This is a genomic window from Streptococcus infantis, assembly GCF_047464715.1.
GTDB classification, from domain to species: domain Bacteria; phylum Bacillota; class Bacilli; order Lactobacillales; family Streptococcaceae; genus Streptococcus; species Streptococcus infantis_S.
On record NZ_JASHBJ010000007.1, the window covers coordinates 12,348 to 34,496 of the forward strand.

Genomic DNA, 22,149 nt, shown 5'->3' on the forward strand with positions numbered 1-22,149 from the left:
AAACAGTGTAAAAGTGTCAGAAAATCTGAAAGACAGATGTGAAAGTTCCTGTTTTTTCCAAAATTTGTTTATTTAATTACATTTATTTTCATTTTTGTTTTCATGACAAGGGTAATACCAACTTTCACTAAACAATCTTGGCTTATTAAAGGTGTCTCATTTTTCTTAAAGAAAAAAGAAGCTAGAAACTAGCTTCTTATTTTGAAAATTCTTTCTCAACAACTTCCAAAGCACGTTCTATAACCACGTGCATGTCGTAGTATTTATAGTCTGCCAAACGTCCACAGAAGATAACCTTGTCATTTTTTGCTGCTTCTTTTTGGTACTTAGCAAACATGGCGTTGTTCTTTTCATCGTTGATTGGGTAATATGGTTCATCTCCACGTTTCCAATCAGCTGGGTATTCACGAGTGATAACTGTCTTTGGTTGGGTGCCATACTCGAAGTGCTTGTGTTCGATGATACGAGTGTAAGGAATCTCACGTTCTGTGTAATTAACCACGGCATTCCCTTGATAGTTTTCTTCATTTAGAACTTCATGCTCGAATCGAAGGCTACGATATTCCAACTCACCATGTTTATAGTCAAAGTACTGGTCAATCATCCCCGTGAAGACAACTTTTTCAGCTGAAGCTTCCAGTTCTTCACGATTAGCAAAGAAATCAACGCCAAGCTCTACTTCCACATCACCTAGCATGTTTTCAATGATGATGTTGTATCCACCGATTGGAATTCCTTGGTAACGGTCATTAAAGTAGTTGTTATCAAAGGTCAAACGAACTGGAAGACGTTTGATGATAAATGGAGGAAGGTCTGTAGCAGAGCGCCCCCATTGTTTTTCTGTATAGCCCTTAATCAACTTTTCGTAGATATCTGGACCAATCAACTTGATAGCTTGTTCTTCCAAGTTTTTAGGCTCAACGTCTTTCATATCAGCCGTTTGCTCAGCAATCTTATCCTTAACTTCTTGAGGAGTCTTGGTTCCCCACATAGCGTAGAATGTATTCATATTAAAGGGAAGATTGTAAAGACTGCCCTTGTAGTTGGCAATTGGTGAGTTGATATAGTTATTGAACTCAGCAAACTGGTTGACATAGTCCCAAACTTTTTTGTTTGAAGTATGGAAAATGTGAGCACCGTACTTGTGAACATTGATACCTTCAACATTTTCACAATAGATATTTCCACCGATGTGATCACGCTTGTCAATCACTTTTACTTTTTTGCCACGTTTTGTAGCTTCGTGTGCGAAGATTGCTCCAGACAAACCTGCACCAACGATAAGATAATCGTACATTTTATTCTCCTTCTTATAATTTAACGATTCGATTAAAATAAGGAATTTTCATTAATAGACTAACAACAATTAAACTTATACATAAAGTGAATATTGGAAAAAGCAAATATGCACCTGTATAACTAAACCCAAGTAGTTTTTCCAACACTTTCATAACATAAGTATGTACTATAAAAACTCCCATTGTTTGATTAGAAAGTGTAACAATCCATTTGCTTTTATTTTCTTTCAAAGAGAGTGTCAATACCGTCAGGAAAATTCCTAAACTTACAATTTTTACAAATAGAATATCATAAAAATATTCAGCAAAAAAATTATGGTAAATGGTTTTTGCTAAGAAAAATAGTATTACTGGTGAAATCAACAGCGACAGTATTGCAGCTACTTTGATCCATCTCTTAAACCCATTTTTTATAAAATCTTTATCAAATTGAGCTAGCAAACCTCCTAACAGGTAGTAGAAAAACCACGTCCACAACCTAAAGGTTTGTATAACATATGACTGTAACGGCATTTGAAGTATAATATTTGCTAACTCAAAAATTAAACCAATAGTGATAAGGCAAGATAGAATGTGTAAATATCTTCTTTTTGAATTCAGAATTTTATTCAAAATAGGTAGGCATAAATAAATAAGTATTAGTGCGCCAAAAAACCAAAACTGAGAAAAATCCCCTTTTTGTAATAGAGAGCCTACAATTTTTTTTATTGGATTAACTGCAAAGTCTCTTTTAAAGAGCCAAACGATAATAGTCCATGATGATACTATTATTAAAATCCATTTGACTTTCTGCAGTATGTAGGAATAGGTTATATTCCTCTTCCCTAACAATAAATAACCATTGACCATAAAAAACAGAGGTATAGAGTAGGTGCCTAAGTAATATAAATACGCCAAAAGATTCCAAGACCCTGTGTCTTTAAATCCAATCATTGTTGTATGAAGTAAAACAACTCCAATACATGCTAGCACTTTTATTAAATCTAAATTAATATTCCGAGTTTTATGCATTCTATTTTTTCCCAATGATTTGTTTTAATTCTTTCACATCTATCACTTTCAAAGATAGAATTGCAAAAAGATAGATAATTCCACCAAGCACTGCAAAAACTAGAACATTTATGGTTGGTGAAAAATGAATAACTATTTTTGAAACAAGCAAAAGACCATACATGATAGCTGATGCTAGGATGATTTTTGTCAAAGATCCGATAATAGGAACTTCTTTTAGATATCTGCGGGTAAAGAACAATTGAATTGCCCACACTAGCGCCTCTGTTAAGACAGAAACAATTGCTGCTCCGATATAACCAAGCTTAGGAAGGAATAACAAGTTCAATCCTACACTGATAATTGCAGGAGCCGTGGTTGAAATCATGAATTCTTTATTTCGGTTATGAGGGATCAATATCTGAATTCCCATAATATTGGTCCAACCGATGAAGAACATACGGAAAATCATAATTGCAATTGCATAGCGTGCATCCTGAAAATCTTGACCAAGGAAAAACTGAACAAAATCATCATTGACAATCAAGATCCCTGCCATCATTGGAAAAATGACTAGATTATAAATGAGGAAGGACATTTCATGCATCTTATTGACTGCCTTATGATCACCTGTGGCTAATAAATGCGCAACACGTGGCAACATAACGCTTCCCAAGGAAGTTACCAAGGTCAGAAGGATATTTACTAATTTTAGAGCCTGGTCATAAATCCCTACATCTTTTGTAGAAGCTAAGGCTCCAAGCATAGTACGATCTAGCGTTACATACAAGGAAATCGCCACTTGCGGAAGGAACAATAAGATGACGGGTTTCAAATGATGCCTAGCATATTCTATGTCAAAATGAGGTCTACCGATAAACTCTCGAGCAGGCAACCACATACTTAGTTGTCCCAAAAGTTCAAATATGGTTAGTAAAAAAACATAGAGGTAAAGATCATTTGCAGACTTGACAAAGAGAAAGATAGAGGTAACCCCAACGATTTTAACCGTGATGTTTCGAACAGTAATCTTTCGAAAATCCTCCAACCCTTGAAAGAGCCAAGAGATGTCTAAACCTTTAGAAACTAAACTCAAGCCTAGAATGTAGGCTACCGGATTTTGCATAAAGGGAAGAGCCAGACAAAGAAGGCCATACAAGGTTAGAGAAAGAAGAGTTGCACCTAATTGCAGGGAGTAGATTCCCCAAAAGTTTTTTTCAATTTCCTTGCGATGCCCTGAAATGACCTTGGTTCCATAGTTAGCAACTCCCAGAGTCGCTAAGAGGATGAAGTAAGTAACGATGGAATTAAAATAACCATACGTCCCTAAATCATCCGAAGAAAAAACCCGTGTCACATAGGGAGTTGTAATAATCGGGAGTATAATCACCAACAATTGATAAGAAAGATTGTAGGCGTAGTTTTTTAATACTTTCATGTCAATCCGTCCTATTTATAATCAATCCGTGAAATTAGAAATTGTGACCGAACAGACTTACAATGAGCAATTATTCTAAAAGCTTCTATCATATTTCCTCTTTCCTACAATTTTTTTGATATTTGTTGCAAATTAAATTGGTTTTATGCACGATACTATCGTAGCAACAAATACAATTTAGGGCTAAACATAAAAATAAGGTATTTTAGTTTTACTTTCCATGATAGCTTACTATTTTTTAGCAACTCACTCATTTCGACTTTCAACAACTCTTTATCTTTTGAAAAATCTTTTAAGCCTGAGTCAGCTTTTGCACCAATCACTACAAAACCACCTAATATTTTTTTCGCTTGCAATGATTGGAGCAGTTCTTCGTTTTGAATATATTCTTTCCTAACTACTTCTTCATTTTTAGCAACAGCATCGAAGAATTCGTACCTTTTTTCAGTAAATGTTGAACGGACAATACTTCCCTCTCTTCGATAATAATTATATGTTTCAAGCGGACTAATCACAATTTTATCTGCAAGAGCAAGGTGTTGCCCTACAACATAAAAATCTTCATAAATTTTACCAACTGGAAAAGGAACTGTCTCCAGGATACTTCTATGGTAGAGTTTGGCACAAGCAGAAACAGTTGCAATCTTATCATCCAACATCAGTTCAAGTGCCTTTTCTTTCGTAAGTACGTTTAGATCTTTATAATCGGATTCCTTAAATTGATAAGAGCTATAATCATTGTATTTAGATGTCGCTTTTACCTTGGTTGAAATCAAATCCGCTTGGTGCAATTCCTGTATTTTCACTATTAAATCAAGCGTGTAGTATTCAAGATAATCATCTGGATCTAAAAAGAAAATCCAATCTGAACTCGCTTTAGAAACTCCAAAGTTACGTGCGTCAGATAAACCACCATTTTCTTTGTGAAAAACATGGATATTTTCATACCGATTTGCATAATCCTCGCATAACACAGGAGAATTGTCTGTTGAACCGTCATTTACAAGAATTACTTCAAAGTTTTGATAGGTCTGTTTCATTAGACTATCTATCGCATAGTGCAAATAATCTGCAACGTTGTATACCGGAACAACAATGCTGATAAACATTCTAAATTCCTCTCTCTTTTTCTTTCTTCTTAGAGTACTTCTTCAAAATCGAACTAAAAATAAAACCTAGAATATAGTTGGTTCTATAGTTTAGATAAGATAATTTATCAAATCTTTTCGTAGGAATATAGTCATAAGAACTTTGTTGGATTTTACTATATAGTTCTCTTGAAAGCTTCTCCGAACCATCAACCATCCAGGACAAATCTACCTGCAAGCTAATCAAATATTCTAGAACAGCTGCAACGACTTTTTCTAAAACATTATTATCTTTTATTCTAGAATAGTAGTCTAGGATAGAATTGGTTACAATCAAATGATGACGGACATTCCGCTTCATACTCTCAATATTCATGCTCTGTTCAGGCCTTCCAATATAGTATTGATAAACATCGTAATTCCAGTAGACAAAACTATGAACATACTCCAAAGGAAACAGAGTGTACTGCATATCAACGTAAAAAGTTTTTTCACTCAATCGAATGTTATTTTTCGATAAGATAGATGTTTTATAAGTAACTGAATGCATTGGAATTCGCACATCAGGAATTCCCATATAAATATTACCAACTTCATATTTATCAATAAAATCATTTCGGATAGCGGTGCTATTATATACATGTTGTTCCGTAAAATCAGTAATAATCATTTCTGTATCGATAGTTTCAAGACTATTCAAAAATTTTTCAAATTCTGACGGAATAACCCAATCATCCCCGTCAATAACTTTAAAAAATTTCCCTTTTGCTTCTTGGATACCACGATTGATGGTTGAACCATGTCCACCATTTTCTTTTGTTATTACTCGTCCATTCAGTAGAGGATCTTTCCCCAAAACTTCTTCTGCTACTTTTTCTGTATCATCTGTACTACCATCGTTTACAATTAAAACCTCAAATTTTTCTTTGTACTTTGAGTCTACTTGTTGAAAGGATTGAATCCCTTTTGAAAGGTAGTCCTGAATATTATAACTGGGCATTACAATTGTTAACAAACAATCTTTCATTTTATCTCCTAAATCGTTTCAATCAATTCAATCCACTGATTAAGTATTCTATTTTTATCAAATTTATCCATATTGTCTTTAGCATGTGCTGAAAAAGAATGTCGCAAGCTTTCATTTTCCATTAATTTGAGAAGCTTTTCACTCATCTTATCAGTATCATAACAATCTACCAAAAATCCATTGACACCATCTTCGACAATCTCACTAGGCCCCGTCGGACAACAGAAACTAACGATAGGAAGATTGTATTGCTGAGCTTCTAACAATACCAAGGGCAAGCCTTCGTAACGAGAAGTCATGACATAAATCCCTTTATCCCCATATATTAGATCTTGATTTTTTTCAAGTCCTTTAATCAATAACTTATCCTGTAAATTATTTTCCTTGATTAGTTCCTTGATTTTGTCTACTTCATCTTGATTGCCGGAACCGTAAATTTCCCAGGTCCAGTCAGACTTCTCAGACAAAACCTTTTTGGCAACTTGAACAAGGTAATCATATCCTTTTTGGGAATCAAAGCGACCAACTGTCACAATTTTAGTTGATTTTTTATTATAGGATACATCTGAAAGAGCATCCTCTTTCCAATTATAGATGTAGCAAATTCTTTCATCAGAAACACCGTATTTTTTTATATAATTTTCACGGTCTTCTTGAGTAAGGGTCACGAGTTTATCAGCAAATTTCGCTCCAATATACCTTTGTATCTTCTTAACTTTAGTATTAATATCTACTATAGAATTTGTATGATCGCAGGAAACAAATTTTGTTTTCAAACCAATTGTGCTTGCTACACCAACTGTATTCATACTCATTCCGATTCCAAAAACAATATCAATGTTCTCTTCTTTCAGATAGTTTCTCAATAACTTGACCGCTTCGAGAAAATTTTTACTCATTGATATTTTCTTTGATGATAAGTTTTGATATCGAACCGATTGTTTCAGCGAGAAGAAATTGTTTTCTGTAGAAATCATCGAGAGAAGATAAACTTCATACATAGTTGATAATTCATTTGCAAGGCTGGTTGCTACTTTCAGTCCTCCATCTGTTCTATCGATACTCCATTTCACTAAAGCGATTTTTTTCATCTTTAAACTACACTTCCCCTTCATTTTCACCAAGTGATATAATCTCGTAGTGGTGAAGAGCCCTTTTATCTTCTGGTGGCAATTGCATATAATCCACTCCGTAAATGGCTGTTAGATATTCTTTGTGTTTGCAAGGACAACAAAGTTTAAGATCTTCAAACTGTAATAGGACCGGTTCTCCAAAGTAATCACTCGGTACTATCTCTCTTAATTTGTAAGCTCCCGCAAAATTTCCTGCGTAAGCTTCATCAAACGAATATTTTTTTATCGTTTGTAAATATTTTTTCTGTGCCCAAGTAAATGAAATAATCTTCTCAATATTAACAGCATTCGCAAAAGCAATAATTATCTTTTCAATGAATGGCCGATTTTCTTTTTTCTGATTCACCAAACTATTGAATTGTGAGAGTTGAACCATCATCCTTGCGTACAAGTATCTCAAAGAATGAATTTTTTTCTTTAAAGCATTAGATGGCATACCATCTAGCGGAAAAATGTCTATCCACAAACTTTCTACCAATTCTTCTTTACTATAATTCATGATGATTTTTGTAGAATCATCTCGAATCACAGAGAAAGCTTTTTTATAGTTTAATGTATCTTCACTTAAAAACTTGTAGTTTTCTGGCAAGACATTTGAAGCTATTTTTTTAAACTTTTCATAATCTTCTCTTGGCATACCAATGTCTATATCATCATCCCATGGTATGAAACCTTTATGACGTACCGCTCCTAACAAGGTCCCACCTAGAGCATAGTAGGTCAAATTATTTTCTTCGCAAATACTAATGAACTCCTTCAAGATAGATAAAATCTTATCTTGAATGATTTTGATATCTGACATACTTTTCTCCTTTTATAAATCGAAATTAAACCATCTTCCCAGTCTATGCTCATTTAAGTTCTCATTAAATACTTCTTACCATTTCATCATACGATTTTTTCAAACGAATGTTCCCCTAGCTCTTCATCGCTTTCATCAGAAAACTGATAATCCGGGTAGATTAAAGTACCTACCAATATCCAAAAAATATTGTAATGAAGATAGAAATTCAAATCATCAATCATGGAATGAAAACTCATCATTATCAAAATAAAAGCAAGAACCCATTGGCGTTTCTTAATTACTTTAGACAAAGTCAAAGTTAGGACTGAGAGCATCAATCCCAGGATGAGTAAGCCAAATCTTTGTAAAATTTGGACATACAAATTGTCCACATACAGATAGGTTTGATAGTTTCTAATTCCCTCAACAGTCAGACCGTTACCGTACCATTCAACTGGTCGTCCTAGCAATCCAAAACCATACAGATTTAAAGATTTATTTGCTAAGTATAGACGGCCGCCTAACATATGATTCACTTTAAAAAGAAGGTCATTAATAAAAGAATAACCTGAATTGAGATAGGTAAATGAGACCCAAAAACTAATGATTGCATTTACAATAAAAGTCAATTTAAAAGCTTTAAAAACATATCCTAGTTTAGATAATAGCTCAGGGAACCATTTTATTAGCAAACTGCATGCCAACAATATACAGGAACTGAAAAATGTTAAACGAGAATCCGTTTGATCGTATACCCAGTACACAGAAAGGGATAACAGTAGCCATTTCCAATATTGGATTTTGTTTTGCTTTAAATAAAACACAATAGCGACTATGTCCATCAGTAACATTGATGGGAATAAGGCGTAACGAAATCCTAGATAACTTCGTACTCGAGACCCAGAAACTTCTATATAATTCGTTATTATTCCAACTTTTGCACTGACAATAATAAAGAACAATAAACACGTACTAACGACTAATGACGTTTGCGCCACCTTCTTAAAGGGAACATCTCGTAAAGCGTAAATAAATAATATACTTACAGAAAGCTCTGAACTGAGAGCTGTCATTTTCCCTACGATAAAATAAATTAAAATTGTTGCAAACAATCCAATGAGCGCTCTATAATCGTACTTTCTTTTAAACATCTCTTTAACGAACAAAAGAAAAATTGAGAAAGCTATCGCTAATTTATAAACTGTTCCAGGCATATATCGAGCATAAAAAGTCACATTTAATATCGAAACCGTTAAAAATATTCCTAAGGCAACAAGAGCCATTAGCTCCGGCAAAGATTTTATTTTTACTACTAATTTCATCCTTTTTCTTTTATCCCTATCTAAAAACTCTGTCCATATTTTTTACCGAAGAATTTTGCTTGTAGGAAGGATTTCCCTTTTTGAATCAAGTCAATTTTCTCCATATAGATAAACGGAATCTCTTTTACCCGCAAATCTTGCTTTGCCAACCAAACATTGAACAAGCGTTCGCTGACACGACCAAATAATCTAGCGTCAAAAGCAGAATAATCTCTAATATCCAATCTCTTATAGAGAGCATCGATAATCGGGAACAACCATTCACAATAGGCTGCTACATTTTCTTTGGACATGATAAACATATTGAACATATAACCACTGCGCTGTTTCATGACCCGATCAAAAACCTCGATATAATCCGGTCTCAACTCGCTAACAATCTGGCGGGTCACGTCTAAATGAATGGCATCATGTGTATGTGCGTAGTGTGAGTATAGTGTTTCAATGTAATATTTCCGTTTTTTAGGAACGATCACATCATTTTCTGCTAACAAATCTTGCAATTCTGCCTTGGACAGGATAATATCATTCATATCAATCGTTTCACTATATGAGTGACGTTTTGCCGTGAAATAGCGACGATAGTGTACCAAACCGAGATAGTCACATTCTAAATTTTTCCAGGCCCAATAAAGTCCAGTTAATTCGCAATAATAGGGGTTCAAACTTGAAATATTGTCTCCTTCATTATCACATTGGTATCCTAACTTTTCTTTTCCTTCACTACCAACATGGATAGGTAGGTAAAGATCAGTATCAGCAGGCATGGTAAATTGCTTGTGTGTTGCCACGATAATTTTATAATTCTTTGTCATTTTAACCCCCTTCATTTAGATTGAACTGTTTGCTCTAAAAAAGAAATCAAACACTCGCACCCTAGTTTCATAGAGTTCACCTAAGAAACTAGTTGACTCTTTTGCCATGTTCCTAATAGACTACTCTGATTATATAACTTCGGAAGAATATTCTAAAACATGACTACCAGTATTTGATTTCGTATCAATTCCATTTTAAACTCATCAACAGATCATAAAATCCTAACAAAACATATCTGTTATTTAATGAGCCCCTTTTCCTGACAAAACTTGCTTAATGGTTAGCAAAAATATCTTTACATCCAATTTAAAAGATTGATTTCTAGGATAGTACAACTCCATCTCGCAACGCTCAGGATAATAGACTTCACTTCTCCCAGAAACTTGCCACATGCCTGTTATCCCTGGTTTCACTGAAAGCAAAAGTTCCTGTTCCTCTTGGGAATATTCTTCTAATTCCTTATCAAGGATTGGTCTAGGTCCTATAAAGCTCATTTCACCTCGCAAAACATTTATAAACTGAGGAAATTCATCAATACTCGTTTTTCTAATAAAATTCCCAATAATCGTTAAGCGCGGATCTTCGTTAGGAGGCAACTTGTAGCTATTGTCAATATATTTTTGATGCAGCTCTTTATTGGCCAAGAGAATTTCTTCAGCATTCTCAACCATTGAACGAAACTTAATAATTTTGAATTTTTTTCCATTCAAACCTACTCGATACTGAGTAAAGAAAATGCTGCCCTTATATCCTTTTGCTTTATAAATGATGAAAATAATCAAGGAAGCTGGAAAGGCTAATACAACAGTTCCAACCAATCCAATCAAAAAGTCTGCAAGTTGCTTAAAACTTTTGTATAAGACTTCACTAATCTCCACTTAAACTTCACCTACTTTTCATATAATCTTCTTTTTAATATTTACTTTTTCTTATTTTTTCCCATAGGAACCATAGTTCCCATATGATCCGTAGGAACCATATTTTTCAAGTTGAATATTAAATTTATTCAGAATAACTCCTAAGAATGGTGTTCCTGTTTGCTCTAGCTGATCTTTAGCTTTTTGAACTTCTCTACGTTTTGTTGCTGACGATTCTGTCACCAAGATTGAGGCATCACATTTTTGTACGATAATGGCCGCATCAATGACAACTCCGATAGGAGCAGTATCCACAATGATAAAGTCAAAGTATTTACGCAAGGTCTCAATCATTGCTTCAAATTTTTCACTTTGAAGAAGGGCAGTTGGGTTTGGTGAAACAGCACCTGATTGAATGACAAACAAGTTTTCTACGTTTGTTTCGCACAAACCGTGGGATAAATCTTTAGTCCCTGATAAGTAGTCTGTCAAACCGGTAATTTTTTCTCGAGATTTGAAGACACCTGACATAACTGAATTACGAATATCGGCATCAATAAGAAGTGTCTTATAACCTGCACGCGCGAAAGCCCAGGCAATATTGGTTGAAGTGGTAGACTTCCCTTCTCCAGGTCGAACCGAAGAAAGTGCAATCACTTTGAGACCATCCCCACTCAACTGGATATTGGTACGTAGAGCGTTATAATACTCTTCAGCTTTTTTTACAGAGTTTAATCGTTGTTGTGATAATTCTAACTTTGCCATATTTCCCTCTTTACTTTAATTTCTCAAGGTTTGGAATAACACCTAAAAGTGAGATGTGCATAACTTCTTCGATATCTTCTGGACGTTTCACTCGATCATCCAACAATTCGACTAAAAGCACAACAACTATAACAATTCCTACACCCGCTATAGTGGCCATCATTGTGTTTCGACGAATATTTGGTGAAGACGGAGATGTTGCAGGTCTTGCTTCCTCAAGTGTTGTCACATCTGACACTCGTGTTACTGAAATAATCTTCTGAGCCGCTACTTCTCGTAGAGCGTTGGCGATACGACTTGCTTCTTCAGGGTTGCCATCTCGAACTGAAATGGATACGATACGAGTATCTGCAGGAACTGTTACTGAAACTTTTTTTCCAAGAGTTTTGGCATCAATGGTTAAATTTTGATTAGCCACCACTTTTTCAAGTACATCCTGTGAGAGGATGATTTCACGGTAGTCTTTTACCAAGTATGAACCTGCCTGCAAATCTTGGTTAGTCAAACCTGGTTTATCTGCTTGGTTACGATTGACAACATAGATGCGTGTGGTACTAGCGTACTGCGGCTTAATCACAAACGAGCTATAAGCAAACGCTGTTACGCCTGCTACTAGCGCAACTAAGGCGATGAGGAATTTTCGTTTCCAAAGCACTTTTACTAATTGAAATACATCAATTTCAAATTTTTCTTGTTCTTTCATCATTTCTCCTAAATAAGTTGATCATTTATAATTTTTGATGGATTTGTTATAAAAAGCTCACGAGCTTTTCCTGGTCCATATTTTTTAGCAATGAGTTCATAAGCTTCTCTCATATAAGGTGGACGATTATCCAAATTGTGCATATCGCTAGCCACTACATGTACTAAGCCCTTGTCCAAAAAATACCTAGCACGTTTTTTCATAAACTTGTAGGTGTCTCCGAAAATACGTGGCTTCAATACACTCGAACTATTAATCTGCATATAGCAGCCCATATTGATGAGCTCTCTAACTTTTTTCTCATCGTTTTCCAAGGTGTGATAACGTTCAATATGAGCAACCACTGGTGTAATCCCTAACATGAGAACTTTGGTCAATGCGCTATGAATATCTCTGTAGGGTGTATTCATGCTAAACTCGATCAAAGCATAACGACTTCCATTGAGTTTTGGGATGATGTTTTGCTCAAGTTTTTCTAAAGCATCGCTAGAAAAATAAATCTCAGCTCCGTACACGATATTCAAATCCGGTGCAATTTCTTGAGCCAACTGTTTGACTTCGCTAAAATTAGCTGCAATTTTATCTTCTGGTGTTTCAAACATCCCTTTTCGACGATGAGAGGTCGAAACAATGGTTCGAACACCTTGTGCATAGGCTTCCTCAAGAAGAGCCTTGCTATCAGCTCGATTTTTAGGCCCATCGTCAACATCGAAAACAATATGCGAATGAATGTCAATCATCTTATTTTCCTTCCATTGTATCTTTAATGGCCGCCTTAACAGTCTCCAAGCTCGTTGGATCAATTTCTAACATGTAAAGATTGCTATCTGGCATAGCGTAAGACGGAAGACCCATACGTCCAGTCCCTTTCAAATCTTGATTGGTAACGGTATATTTTCCACCGCTTGCCAACTGAGTATTTACAAGGCTAACCATTGTTTCTGGTGGCATATTGGTCTGGATCGAATCCTGCAAACTTTGAATGATGCTATCGTAGTTTTTCAGGGCTTCCGCCGAGGTCAATTTCTGAATAATCGCCGCAATAACTTTTTGTTGGTTACGACCACGATCCCCATCACCGTTCGTCAAGGAGTAGCGTTCACGAACAAAACCTAAAGCCAGTTCTGAATCAAGATGGATATTTCCAACCGGGTAGTGTTTGCCATTTGTATGTGCAGTAAACTCTTGGTCATTATAGACATCAACGCCTCCAAGAAGGTCAATCAACTTCAAGAAAGAGGTGAAATTGAGACGAGCATAGTAGTTCAAGTCGATACCATAAAGATTTTCTAAGGTATGGATAGAAGCATCTACACCATAGATACCCGCATGCGTCAACTTATCGTTTTGGTTATTCCCGCCATCTGCGATAGGAACGTAGGCATCTCGAGGAGTTGTCGTCAAAAGAATCTTCTTGGTATCCTGATTAACTGTCATGATGATATTGACATCTGAGCGCGAAACAGAACTAATCGGACCATAGGTATCAATCCCGCTGACATAAACATTGAAAGAATTTCCTGTTGCAACCTTAGGTGCTTCCACCTTCTTGGTCAAGTCCTTTGTATAGATTTTCTTAATCTTTTTAGCATGGTCAGGATATTCCTGTTCAATTAGATTTTCAAAAACGCCATTCAAGACAATCGCTTTGGTTTCTCCATTTATCAAACTCTTATAGGATGCTAGGTAAGAAGAAGCTTCCTCAACTGTCAATTCCTTACTTTGAGTTGTTTTAATGTCATCTATCAATTTTTGAATATTCTCACCATCTGTTCCTGTTGGAGCAGTTACACTGGATAATTGAGAAACATTATTGATCTCACTATCTGCCAGTACCGCCACACTCATAGAATAGCTTGAATAATTTGACGTTGCATTGAATTGATTGGCAAGTCCTACAAATCGATTTACAGCTACCAAAGCTACAGAGCTGAATAAGACAGAGAGCAATAGCACTATCAAAGTGAATATCTTGGCTTTGCGCTTAACTATCAACAACAGGGATAATAAAGCTACGAGCACTAAGACTACTGCCAAGATAACATTAAAATAACTGACCGCTAAAATCTGATATCTAAAAATCAAAAACAATAAAAAAGAAGCTAGAACAGCATAGATTAGCAACAAACCTACATTTAAACTCTGCTGAAACTTACTAGATTTACCTTTTTTAATGCGTCTACTTTTCATGAAACACCTCTACAAAACATTTTAAGTTAATTATATCATAAATTGTCTCTCAAGGCTATCCATACCAGCCAAGGAAACGTTTACTTTCAAGAAAGTATTTTCGTTGTTTATGTTTATAATTGTTTTTGATGCCTTTTGCGCTCCCAAAACACAACTATAATAAAAAATAGAGCTCTTAAAAAGCTCTATTTTTTATTATTTAACGTGACTTTCGAATTCTTTTTGACTCTTTTCGACAGAATTTTTACGTTCTTGTTCCCATTTGGCTTTAGCTTCGTCAAATTGAGCAGTTGTTACTACTTCAGTTTGCAATCTCATGTACTTGTAGTTACTTCCAGTACCTTTGATTCCGACAAGTGAGTAAGCTCGTGTAAATGGTGTCACACGTGTTACTGAAGCCCCACCACCATTTGAATTTACAGGGAGCAATAGCGAACTATCAATCAGCCAAGCTTGTGCGTCTGCATAATTTTCATAACGTTTGGCTACGTCTGTATTTTCTGCATCTGCCACTTTCAATTTTTGAGTATATTGGTCCAATCCGATATTTGTAATCTTATCAGCATCCTTGCTTGGATCAAGTCCTAAAATCTTGAGATAGAATCCATCCTCAGCATTGAAAGGATTGAGATAAGTCGATGGATCTTGGTAGTCTGCAGACCAACCATCCAAGTTCAAGTCATAGTCATGATCAGCTGTGGTTGGCGCTTGGAATGTCGCATTAGCATAGTCTTCTGTTGAAATTTGAACGACATCAATCACTACATTTTCTGCCCCAAGAGTTGATTCGACAGATTGTTTAAGCGAATGAATCTTTGGAAGCAAGGTTTTGTTAACTTGGTCTACAGGCAAGTCCAAATGAATTGGGAAGGTCACACCTTGTGCTTCTAATTCTTTTTTAGCCTCTGCAAACTGAGCTTGTGCTTTTTCTTTATTGAAGTAGCCGTCTTGAGCATCTTCAAGATTCATATTTGACCACTGCGTACCGTAGTTTACCAACTTAGATGCGACTGTTTCACCAAAAGTCTTGTCACCTACTTGCACGAAAGTTGGTGGCACAAGTGTGTTACGAAGAGTGTTTTTAGCCGCTTCCTCTCCATTAGACTGAGCCGAGTAGGCTGTACGGTCAATTGCAAAGTTGAGTGCCTGGCGGAAGTTTTTATTTAAAATTGCAGCCTGGGTAGCTTGTTTTTGCTCATCGCTAGTCTTAGCTGTATGATTGTAAGCTTGACGATTAACGTTAAAATTATAGTACCAAGAAGTCGCATCCTGCAAGCTATAGACGATATTGTCCTTGTATTTTTCCTTTGTCTTAGCAAAGTTTGAACTATTTGGGTAGACACCAGCAGACGAGTAGGCTCCGCTTTCGAAATTACGGATTGTCATGTCTTGGTCAGAACCATCAACATAAGCTAGTTTTACCTTTTCAATCGTCACTTTTTCTTGGTCGTAGTAATGAGGGTTCTTCATATACTCAAGTGATGATTTTGATGTAAATTCTTTTAACAAATAAGGACCACTGTAGAGAATGCTATCTGGTTTTAATTCTCCAAATTCTTTGCCTTTAGAAGCCAAGAACTCTTCATTGACAGGGAACAAGATACTATTGGTAGTTTTAGAGTTCCAGAATGGTTCTGGTCGTGTCAAGGTATATTGGACAGTATGGTCATCTAAGGCTTTAACACCAACATTTGAAAAGTCGGTATTTGCGCCTGTGACATAATCATCCAAGCCCTTGATTGAGTTTTGAATCAAATCGAGCGCTTGACTCTTGTTGTCCGCTGCGTATTTGATACCTGTGACGAAATCTTGTGCTTTAATCGGGGCATATTCTTCCCCATCAGCAGTGAACCATTTAGCATCTTGACGAAGTTTATAAGTGTAAGTCAAACCATCCTTTGAAACACTCCAATCTTCTGCAAGAGCAGGAATGAGATTTCCATAATTGTCATTTTCAAGCAAACCATCTACCAAGTTGGTAATAACATTAGTATTGTCACCAGAATAATCCAAAATGTAGTTGAAGGTTGTTGGATCGGCACCAAATGTTGACGAGTAGGTTTTAGCATCTGATGCTGACTTCCCACACGCTGTCAATAAGACCGCCGCGGCAAGCGTCAACCCCGCTCCAATCAGTCGTTTTTTGAGTTTCATGATTCATTCTCTCCTTATATGTTAGGTTTTATGACATGTATCTATTCTATCAAATTTCGCCCCAAAAGTAAAGTTATTTAATTATTCGCCCTCTCGTCAGTATATGAAAAAAAAGAAAGAAATCCCGCATAAAATCAGGATTTCTTTCATCGTTGTTTAAGATTATTTAACGTGGTTGGCTAACTCTTTTTGATATTTAGCGTTTGTTTCAAGTTTTTCTTTTTGCCATTTTTTGAGAGCTTCTTCGTATTCTTTAGTGGTCACAATATCATTTTGCAACTCTAAACCTTTAAATACAAACGGATCTCCCTTGATACCAACTTGAGAGTAGGCTTTCGAAAATGGTACTGTACGACTAACTGTAGGAGAACCTCCTGAAGACGCTACAGGGATGAGGAGTGAGCTATCAGATACCCAAGCCTGTGCTTTGGCATATTTTTCATAGCGTTTGTTAAGGTCGGTTGTTTCTGATGTTGCATCATCCAAGAGTTTCTTGTACTCATCAAGACCAACTTGAGCCATGACTTCTGTATCTTTACCTTTTGTAATACCCAAGTGTTTAAGGGCAGAACCCTTCTTAGCATCTAGGATATTGAGATAGGTAGCTGGATCTTGATAGTCTGGTCCCCAACCAGTTCCATTCAAGTCATAGTCTTTTTGAGAAGGAACCTTGGCTTGAGAAGTAATACTCATTTTCTCATTGTCTGTCATTTGAAGCACATCGATGACAACATTTTCAGTTCCAAGCGCTGCTTCGACAGATTGTTTGAGGGAATTGGTTTGTTGAACAGCAATGACATCTGTTTGTTCAACTGGAATATCCAAATGGATTGGGAAGCTTACGCCCTTAGCTTGCAATTCTGACTTGGCTTTTTCAAAAGCAGCTTTTGCTTTTGTTGGATTGTAAAGAGTGTCTTTACCATCTGTCAAAGCTACATCTTTCCACTGGTCTCCGTATGTTACCAATTGTTCTTGAGCCAATTCACCGAAAGTCTTTTCACCGACCTGAACATAGTCATAAGGTACAAGACTGGTACGGATAATCTTGTCCGCTCCTTCTTCACCATTCATCTGAGCAGAGTAAGAATGACGGTCAAGAGCAAAGTTGATTGCCTGGCGGAAGTTTTTATTGAGAAGTGCTTCTTTTGTAGAAGTCTTTTGTGCTTCATCTGTCTTAGCTGTTTTATTGTAAGACTGGCGATTCACGTTGAAAGTAAAGTAATAGCTAGTCGCTTCTTGCGGGCTATAGACAATCTTATCCCCGTATTCTTGCTTAGTTGAATCAAAGTTTGAACTTGTTGGGAAGAGACGAGCTGTTGTATAGGCTCCTGATGAGAAACTACGAATCAATGATTCTTGGTCAGATCCATCGTAGAAAGTAAGTTTGACGTGGTCAATCTTAACATTGTCTTTATCCCAATAATTTGGATTTTTTTCGTACTCGATCACAGATTTTGAAGTAAAGTTCTTCAAAATATATGGGCCATTATAGAGAATACCTGAAGGTGTTGCTGCACCATAATCTTTCCCTTGAGAATTTAGGAATTCTTCATTAACTGGGAGCATAGTCGCTGTTGTCACCTTAGAATTCCAGAAGCTTTCTGGCTGGTTCAAGGTGTATTGAACAGTGTAGTCGTCAATTGCTTTAACTCCAACTGTTGAGAAGTCATTGCTTTCACCACTGACATATTCTGCCAAACCTTTGATAGAATCTTGGATAAGAGTTAGGCCATCTGACTTACCATCAGCAGCATGCTTCAAACCAGTCACAAAGTCTTGAGCCTTGACCTCAGCGTACTCTTCCCCTTCAGAAGTATACCATTTGACACCTTTACGTAGCTTGTAAGTGTAGGTCAAACCGTCTTGTGAAACCGACCAGTCTTCAGCAAGAGATGGAATCAAGTTTCCGTATTTGTCATTTTCCAAGAGTCCGTCGACCAAGTTAGCGATGACGTCTGATGTTGAACTTTTACTTGTAACGCTATAATCCAATGTTGATGGATCGATGGCATATACGTATGAAAATGTTGTTGGAGCGTCTGCTTTTTTCTCAGTCTTGCCACAAGCTGCCAAAAGAAGAGCTGCACTCATCGTTATCCCTGCTACTGCGAGCAACTTTTTCGATTTCATCGGTATTCTCCTTTAAAATACTATTTTTCACCATTATACCCTATTTTTTTATAAAAGCAAGGGTTTTCATGCAATTTTTTAGAAAATTCAAAATAATATTTTTTAAAGAAATTCCTACACTTATTTTAGAAAAAACTCAAGCATCTTGGATACTTGAGTTTTTTAGGTTTAATTGGCCAATTCGACGCAGAAGGCATCCCAAGGAGCTAGTGTTAATTGCTCGAGTTTGTCTGGAACATCGGTGTTAGCAACCAAGACTGATTTGAGAACCCCATTAAAGTGAAATTCTTGTTCTTGATTTGAGAGGTTAGCTACCACTAGGAAACGGCGTTCCCCGTCCTTACGGATATAGGCAAAGACTTTCTCAGCCGTTTCTAATAATTCAAAGTCAGCTTGAACCAGCCAGCTGTTTTCTTTGCGAATCTGAACTAGTTTTTGATAAGTATAGAAGATGGAATCTGGATTTGCTAAAGCCTCTTCTACATTAATCTTCGCATAGTTTGGATTGACTGATAGCCAAGGTTTTGCACTTGAAAAACCAGCATAATCTGTAGAATCCCACTGCATTGGCGTACGAGCATTGTCACGTCCAATCACACGAATGCTGTCCATGATTTCTTCAATCGGAACGCCTTTTTCAAGAGCCTCACGCGCATAGTTGAGGGATTCAATATCTTCTACTTGGTCCAGAGTTTCAAACGGATAGTTGGTCATCCCAATCTCTTCACCCTGGTAGATATAGGGAGTCCCTCTCATAAGATGAAGTAAGATTGCAAAGGTTTTGGCAGATTTTTCACGGTATTGCTCCTCATCCCCCCAAATGGAAACAATGCGTGGAAGGTCATGGTTGTTCCAGAAGAGGGAATTCCAACCATCTTCCACTCCGAGTTCTGTTTGCCATTTATTAAAAATAGTCTTCAACTTAGAGACATCCAGATCTTTTTGGTAGTGCCACTTAGGTTGTCCTTCCTGATACTGAAGACAGATATGTTCAAACTGGAAGACCATAGACAACTCTTGACCTTCTGGATTCGAATATTTCTTGGCCTCTTCTGGATTTGCCCCCCAAGTCTCCCCTACTGTCAAAAGGTCTTTGTCGCCAAAAGTTGCCTGATTCATTTCCTTGAGATAGGGATGAAGCATGGGACCATTGTTGACAATCTTCTGATCAGGAATCTTCCCAATCATGTCAATGACATCCATACGGAATCCGCCAATCCCTTTATCAATCCAGAAATTCATCATCTCATAGATTTTATGACGGAGCTCTTCGTTTTCCCAGTTGAGGTCTGGTTGTTTCTTACTGAAAAAGTGTAGATAGTATTGACCAGATTTTTCATCATATTCCCATGCAGAACCACTAAAAGTAGAGGTTAAATCATTGGGTTTATCTCGCCAAATATAGTAATCACGTTCGGGACTTTGAGGATTTTCACGCGCTTCGATAAACCAGGCATGCTCGTCTGAGGTATGATTGACAACCAAGTCCATGATGATTCGAATATCTCGTTTTTCGGCTTCAGCGATCAGCTGGTCCATGTCTTCCATGGTTCCAAAGATAGAAGCGATGTCTTGATAATTGGCAATATCATAACCATTGTCATCCATAGGGCTATCATAAACTGGTGAAAGCCAAATTGCTGTGATCCCAAGCTTAGCTAAATAATCTAACTTGCTAGTAATTCCAGGTAAATCACCAATCCCATCTCCATTACTATCCTTGAAACTTTTTGGATAAACTTGATAAACAACAGCATTATGCCACCATTTTTCTTGCATCTTTTCACCTCTTTTAACTTAACTTTACTCCATCATAGACTTTTTTCATCATTTGTGCAAGCGTTTGCTCTATCTTTTTTCTTACTTTTATTACTCTGTAGTTTCTTATCTTTTATTTTTTTTATATAATAGAAAACAGAGGTAAAAAAATGAAAAAACAAGCTTTTAGTTCTGAAAAATATCTAAACTTACAACGCGACCATATTTTGGAGCGTATTAACCAGTTTGACGGCAAGCTATACTTGGAGTTTGGAGGCAAGATGTTGGAGGACTTCCACGCTGCCCGTGTCCTTCCTGGCTATGAGCCGGATAACAAAATCAAACTCTTACAAGAGTTGAAAGAACAAGTTGAGGTTGTTATCGCCATTAACGCTAGCAATATCGAGCACTCAAAGGCTCGTGGTGATTTGGGTATTTCATACGACCAAGAAGTGCTACGTTTGATTGATAAATTTAACGAACTTGGTATCTTTGTTGGTTCTGTTGTTATCACACAATACGCCGGTCAACCTGCTGCAGATACCTTCCGTAATCAATTAGCAAAAAATGGGATTGACTCTTATCTTCACTACCCTATCAAGGGATATCCGACAGATATGGATCACATCATCTCACCTGAAGGTATGGGGAAAAATGACTATATCAAAACTAGTCGCAATTTAATTGTCGTGACTGCTCCTGGACCTGGTTCAGGTAAGTTGGCAACTTGTATGTCTAACATGTACCACGACCAACTGAATGGCATCAAATCTGGTTATGCTAAGTTTGAAACCTTCCCAGTATGGAACCTTCCACTGCATCACCCAGTCAATTTAGCCTATGAAGCTGCTACTGCAGACCTTGACGATGTCAATATGATTGACCCATTCCATCTCCAAACTTATGGAGAAACTACAGTCAACTACAATCGTGATATCGAAATTTTCCCTGTTCTCAAGCGTATGCTCGAACGTATCTTGGGTGAATCTCCTTATGCATCTCCAACTGACATGGGTGTAAATATGGTTGGTTTTGCAATCACTGATAACGATGCTGCAATTGAAGCATCAAAACAAGAGATTATCCGTCGCTACTACCAAACAGTTCTCGACTTTAAAGCCGAAAAAGTTGCTGAGTCTGCTGTCAAGAAAATCGAACTTCTCATGAATGATCTCGGCATCACGCCAGCTGACCGTAAGGTTGCTGTTGCCGCTCGACAAAAAGCTGAAGAAACAGATGGACCTGCTCTAGCACTTGAGTTACCTTCTGGTGAAATTGTCACTGGTAAGAACTCGGAACTCTTTGGTCCAACAGCTGCTGCTGTGATTAATGCAATCAAAAAGTCAGCTAATATCGATGCTGAAACCAAGTTAATTGAACCAGAAGTGGTGAAACCAATCCAAGGTTTGAAAATCAATCACTTAGGTAGTCGCAATCCACGTCTTCATTCTAACGAAATTCTCATCGCTCTTGCAATTACAGCTATGCAGAATCCTGATGCAGACCGTGCTATGAAAGAACTCGGAAATCTCAAAGGTAGCGAAGCTCATTCTACGATCATCTTAACGGACGAAGATAAGAATGTTCTCCGTAAATTGGGAATTAACGTAACCTTTGATCCATACTACCAATACGACCGTTTATATCGTAAGTAGATTGAAAACTAGTAAGAACTTCTTATCAAGTATCACCCCTC

The 22,149-nt window shown here is 36.9% G+C and carries 18 protein-coding genes; 1 reads left to right on the forward strand and 17 read right to left on the reverse strand.

Annotated features, from left to right (window positions below):
* Positions 1-196: 196 nt before the first annotated feature.
* The 17 genes from glf to QM419_RS08560 form a co-directional block, all read right to left on the reverse strand.
* Positions 197-1,297, reverse strand: a complete 1,101-nt coding sequence (glf, locus tag QM419_RS08480) for a UDP-galactopyranose mutase (protein ID WP_414278477.1) — start codon at positions 1,295-1,297, stop codon at positions 197-199.
* 13 nt (positions 1,298-1,310) lie between these two features.
* Positions 1,311-2,309, reverse strand: coding sequence for an acyltransferase (locus QM419_RS08485; protein ID WP_414278478.1), 999 nt, complete (start codon positions 2,307-2,309; stop codon positions 1,311-1,313).
* A gap of 1 nt (position 2,310) precedes the next feature.
* Positions 2,311-3,726, reverse strand: a complete 1,416-nt coding sequence (locus QM419_RS08490; RefSeq protein WP_414278479.1) for a flippase — start codon at positions 3,724-3,726, stop codon at positions 2,311-2,313.
* A 155-nt stretch (positions 3,727-3,881) separates the two neighbouring features.
* Complete coding sequence (locus QM419_RS08495) at positions 3,882-4,835, reverse strand: glycosyltransferase family 2 protein (RefSeq protein ID WP_254730808.1); 954 nt, start codon at positions 4,833-4,835, stop codon at positions 3,882-3,884.
* A gap of 1 nt (position 4,836) precedes the next feature.
* Complete coding sequence (locus tag QM419_RS08500) at positions 4,837-5,841, reverse strand: glycosyltransferase family 2 protein (RefSeq protein WP_414278480.1); 1,005 nt, start codon at positions 5,839-5,841, stop codon at positions 4,837-4,839.
* An 8-nt stretch (positions 5,842-5,849) separates the two neighbouring features.
* On the reverse strand, positions 5,850-6,932 hold the full coding sequence (locus tag QM419_RS08505; RefSeq protein WP_414278481.1) for a glycosyltransferase family 4 protein: 1,083 nt from the start codon (positions 6,930-6,932) through the stop codon (positions 5,850-5,852).
* 7 nt (positions 6,933-6,939) lie between these two features.
* The gene (locus tag QM419_RS08510) at positions 6,940-7,776 is read right to left on the reverse strand and encodes a LicD family protein (protein ID WP_414278482.1); all 837 of its coding nucleotides are present in this window, start codon (positions 7,774-7,776) and stop codon (positions 6,940-6,942) included.
* An 86-nt stretch (positions 7,777-7,862) separates the two neighbouring features.
* Complete coding sequence (locus QM419_RS08515) at positions 7,863-9,080, reverse strand: polymerase (protein ID WP_414278483.1); 1,218 nt, start codon at positions 9,078-9,080, stop codon at positions 7,863-7,865.
* A 20-nt stretch (positions 9,081-9,100) separates the two neighbouring features.
* Positions 9,101-9,895 (reverse strand): DUF4422 domain-containing protein, encoded by a 795-nt coding sequence (locus QM419_RS08520; RefSeq protein WP_414278484.1) that lies wholly within the window; start codon positions 9,893-9,895, stop codon positions 9,101-9,103.
* 243 nt (positions 9,896-10,138) lie between these two features.
* A complete protein-coding gene (locus tag QM419_RS08525) occupies positions 10,139-10,774 on the reverse strand; it encodes a sugar transferase (RefSeq protein ID WP_414278485.1) in 636 nt (211 codons plus the stop codon).
* 51 nt (positions 10,775-10,825) lie between these two features.
* Entirely contained in the window at positions 10,826-11,518 is a 693-nt protein-coding gene (locus QM419_RS08530) for a tyrosine-protein kinase (protein ID WP_414278486.1), read from the reverse strand.
* Positions 11,519-11,528: 10 nt separating this feature from the next.
* Positions 11,529-12,221 (reverse strand): CspC family polysaccharide chain length determinant protein, encoded by a 693-nt coding sequence (locus tag QM419_RS08535; RefSeq protein ID WP_414278487.1) that lies wholly within the window; start codon positions 12,219-12,221, stop codon positions 11,529-11,531.
* 8 nt (positions 12,222-12,229) lie between these two features.
* Positions 12,230-12,961: a capsular polysaccharide biosynthesis protein Cps4B gene (gene cps4B / locus QM419_RS08540; RefSeq protein ID WP_414278488.1), complete on the reverse strand. Its 732-nt coding sequence runs from the start codon at positions 12,959-12,961 to the stop codon at positions 12,230-12,232.
* 1 nt (position 12,962) lies between these two features.
* Positions 12,963-14,411 carry an LCP family protein gene (locus QM419_RS08545; protein WP_414278489.1) on the reverse strand — a complete coding sequence of 483 codons (1,449 nt, stop codon included), beginning with the start codon at positions 14,409-14,411 and terminating at the stop codon, positions 12,963-12,965.
* Positions 14,412-14,606: 195 nt separating this feature from the next.
* Positions 14,607-16,565, reverse strand: coding sequence for a peptide ABC transporter substrate-binding protein (locus tag QM419_RS08550; protein WP_414278490.1), 1,959 nt, complete (start codon positions 16,563-16,565; stop codon positions 14,607-14,609).
* Positions 16,566-16,727: 162 nt separating this feature from the next.
* The gene (locus QM419_RS08555; protein ID WP_414278491.1) at positions 16,728-18,695 is read right to left on the reverse strand and encodes a peptide ABC transporter substrate-binding protein; all 1,968 of its coding nucleotides are present in this window, start codon (positions 18,693-18,695) and stop codon (positions 16,728-16,730) included.
* A 168-nt stretch (positions 18,696-18,863) separates the two neighbouring features.
* Positions 18,864-20,474 carry a glycoside hydrolase family 13 protein gene (locus QM419_RS08560; RefSeq protein WP_414278492.1) on the reverse strand — a complete coding sequence of 537 codons (1,611 nt, stop codon included), beginning with the start codon at positions 20,472-20,474 and terminating at the stop codon, positions 18,864-18,866.
* Positions 20,475-20,623: 149 nt separating this feature from the next.
* On the opposite strand from QM419_RS08560, the gene QM419_RS08565 reads away from it, so the two are divergent.
* The gene (locus QM419_RS08565) at positions 20,624-22,108 is read left to right on the forward strand and encodes a DUF1846 domain-containing protein (RefSeq protein ID WP_006149519.1); all 1,485 of its coding nucleotides are present in this window, start codon (positions 20,624-20,626) and stop codon (positions 22,106-22,108) included.
* Positions 22,109-22,149 lie beyond the last annotated feature (41 nt).

Bases quoted from the DNA above. Each gene is read 5' to 3' on its own strand.
- glf (WP_414278477.1), bottom strand. From the start codon at position 1,297: ATGTACGATTATCTTATCGTTGGTGCAGGTTTGTCTGGAGCAATCTTC.
- QM419_RS08485 (WP_414278478.1), bottom strand. From the start codon at position 2,309: ATGCATAAAACTCGGAATATTAATTTAGATTTAATAAAAGTGCTAGCA.
- QM419_RS08490 (WP_414278479.1), bottom strand. From the start codon at position 3,726: ATGAAAGTATTAAAAAACTACGCCTACAATCTTTCTTATCAATTGTTG.
- QM419_RS08495 (WP_254730808.1), bottom strand. From the start codon at position 4,835: ATGTTTATCAGCATTGTTGTTCCGGTATACAACGTTGCAGATTATTTG.
- QM419_RS08500 (WP_414278480.1), bottom strand. From the start codon at position 5,841: ATGAAAGATTGTTTGTTAACAATTGTAATGCCCAGTTATAATATTCAG.
- QM419_RS08505 (WP_414278481.1), bottom strand. From the start codon at position 6,932: ATGAAAAAAATCGCTTTAGTGAAATGGAGTATCGATAGAACAGATGGA.
- QM419_RS08510 (WP_414278482.1), bottom strand. From the start codon at position 7,776: ATGTCAGATATCAAAATCATTCAAGATAAGATTTTATCTATCTTGAAG.
- QM419_RS08515 (WP_414278483.1), bottom strand. From the start codon at position 9,080: ATGAAATTAGTAGTAAAAATAAAATCTTTGCCGGAGCTAATGGCTCTT.
- QM419_RS08520 (WP_414278484.1), bottom strand. From the start codon at position 9,895: ATGACAAAGAATTATAAAATTATCGTGGCAACACACAAGCAATTTACC.
- QM419_RS08530 (WP_414278486.1), bottom strand. From the start codon at position 11,518: ATGGCAAAGTTAGAATTATCACAACAACGATTAAACTCTGTAAAAAAA.
- QM419_RS08535 (WP_414278487.1), bottom strand. From the start codon at position 12,221: ATGAAAGAACAAGAAAAATTTGAAATTGATGTATTTCAATTAGTAAAA.
- cps4B (WP_414278488.1), bottom strand. From the start codon at position 12,961: ATGATTGACATTCATTCGCATATTGTTTTCGATGTTGACGATGGGCCT.
- QM419_RS08545 (WP_414278489.1), bottom strand. From the start codon at position 14,411: ATGAAAAGTAGACGCATTAAAAAAGGTAAATCTAGTAAGTTTCAGCAG.
- QM419_RS08550 (WP_414278490.1), bottom strand. From the start codon at position 16,565: ATGAAACTCAAAAAACGACTGATTGGAGCGGGGTTGACGCTTGCCGCG.
- QM419_RS08555 (WP_414278491.1), bottom strand. From the start codon at position 18,695: ATGAAATCGAAAAAGTTGCTCGCAGTAGCAGGGATAACGATGAGTGCA.
- QM419_RS08560 (WP_414278492.1), bottom strand. From the start codon at position 20,474: ATGCAAGAAAAATGGTGGCATAATGCTGTTGTTTATCAAGTTTATCCA.
- QM419_RS08565 (WP_006149519.1), top strand. From the start codon at position 20,624: ATGAAAAAACAAGCTTTTAGTTCTGAAAAATATCTAAACTTACAACGC.